The organism is Endozoicomonas sp. SESOKO4 (genome assembly GCF_024606275.1).
Map to the genome: position 1 here is coordinate 1 of NZ_JAHHPS010000663.1, position 2,010 is coordinate 2,010.

The window sequence follows — 2,010 nt, forward strand, 5'->3', positions numbered from 1 at the left end:
TCTGGCACTCAGGGCAGGTTTGCTCTCCGGTATGATCTTTTCTTTTGTGATCCGACAGGGCTTGTGAGTTTGGCAAGGCCTTCCTGCACTCAGGGCAGGTTTGTTCTCCGATGTGATAGCGACTTTTATGAGTCGAAAAGGACTGAGCGTTTGGCAGGGTCTTCTCGCACACAGGGCAGGTTTGCTCTCCTGTGTGATATCTTCTTTTGTGAAATCTGGGTAAGCTCAGTATCATCAGTTTTGATCGGTTGGTTGGATTATTGCATCGATAAGAACAACAAATATAAGGAGTCTGGAATGGATAACGCTGAAATGGCACCCTCTGTGGGTGGGGAGAAGAGTGGATCACTGCTCGACCGTCTCTTCGAACTCAAAGCCAAAAACACGACGGTAAAAACTGAACTGATGGCAGGTCTTACGACCTTTATTACCATGTGTTATGTGGTGTTCGTCATACCGGGAATGCTGGGTGATGCCGGCATGGATAAAGGGGCTCTGTTCACTGCCACCTGTTTGGTTGCAGGTCTCAGTACCATTGCCATTGGTCTTTATGCTAATTGGCCTGTGGGACTGGCTCCTGGTATGGGGTTGAATGCTTTCTTTGCCTATGCAGTGGTGCTCGGCATGGGTTATAGCTGGCAAGAAGCCATGGGTGCTGTATTTTGGGGCGGCATAGGCTTCATGCTGTTGAGCCTGTTCAAAGTCAGGGCATGGATTGTAGACAGCATTCCTGTTGGTCTCAGAGTCGGAATCACCAGCGGCATTGGTCTCTTCCTGGCACTGATTGGCCTTAAAAATGCCGGTATTGTGGTGGCCAGCCCGGGCACCATAGTGACGTTGGGGGACATCACTCAGTTTGGCCCCATGATGGCCTGTCTCAGTTTGTTTCTTATTCTGGGTCTGGCCTTCCGTGGTCTCAAAGCCGCTGTGCTGATCGCTATCGCCGTTGTGACCGCCATTGCTCTGCTGGCTGGTGATGTTGCTTTTACTGGTGTCGCTTCAGCGCCGCCCAGCGTGATGCCCATCGTCGGTGAGCTGGACATTATGGGCGCTCTGAACCCTGAAATGCTGGGTGTCATTATTGCCTTCATGTTCGTCAATCTGTTTGATACCACGGGTACCCTGATTGCTGTGGGCGACAAGGCGGGCCTGGCAGACAAAAATGGCAAGATGCACAACATGAACAGAGCCATGGTGACTGACGGTACAGCTTCCTGGGCGGGAGCGTTGATGGGTACACCGACTGTGACTTCTTATGTTGAAAGTGCTTCAGGTGTGGCCGCAGGAGGTCGCACAGGTCTGACAGCGGTCACCATCGGTGTGCTGTTTTTGCTATGTGCTTTCTTCTCTCCCCTGGCTGGCATGGTACCCGCTTATGCAACAGCGGGAGCCTTGATTTATGTTGCCGTTCTGATGGTAGGTAGCCTGGCCAATATTGACTGGAATGATCTGACAGAAGCCGGACCGGTCATGATGACAGCGATCATGATGCCACTGAGCTTCTCTATTGCTAATGGTATCGCTCTGGGGTTCATCGCTTACCCGGTGATTAAAGTTCTGGCTGGACGTTCCAGCGATGTCAGTATCAGTGTCTGGGTATTAGCAGTGCTCTTTGCCCTAAAATTTGTCTTCTTTGGCGTCTGAGCCTGTCTGGCTTGCTCATTTAAGGTGAGCAAGCCTGTTAACTCTCTTCAGGCAAAAATTCTCAATCACGTTTTGATACCGTGCCCCTTATCCGCTCGTCTATCCTCACTGCTCCTATCCATAGAAAACAAAGGATAGAACCATTAAAAGTCTACTCTTGCACGTATTGGTTTTTGTGCCTTTCGTTTGCCCGGTTGGGCCACAGACTTACCGTTTTATCGTTGAGGTTAACCAGAATGGGGCTTCGACGAGCATAACCAGCACAAACGGATATTCAGGGTCAGGCATGCCACCCGATGACAAACCAGGCAGGCGAAACAAACTTCAGATCATCACCTTGATGTACGGAACGGGCTGCGGTAACTA

The 2,010-nt window shown here is 50.7% G+C and carries 3 protein-coding genes; 2 read left to right on the plus strand and 1 reads right to left on the minus strand.

The window, feature by feature from the left end:
• The coding region (locus KDK16_RS12875) for a C2H2-type zinc finger protein (RefSeq protein WP_257276433.1) at positions 1 to 235 on the minus strand (235 nt) is incomplete at its 3' end.
• A 62-nt stretch (positions 236 to 297) separates the two neighbouring features.
• Here KDK16_RS12875 and KDK16_RS12880 point away from each other — a divergent pair.
• Both KDK16_RS12880 and KDK16_RS12885 read left to right on the plus strand, forming a co-directional pair.
• Positions 298 to 1,644 (plus strand): NCS2 family permease, encoded by a 1,347-nt coding sequence (locus tag KDK16_RS12880; RefSeq protein WP_306670810.1) that lies wholly within the window; start codon positions 298 to 300, stop codon positions 1,642 to 1,644.
• 157 nt (positions 1,645 to 1,801) lie between these two features.
• Positions 1,802 to 2,010: hypothetical protein (locus KDK16_RS12885; protein WP_257276434.1), on the plus strand; the 209-nt coding region annotated here is incomplete at its 3' end.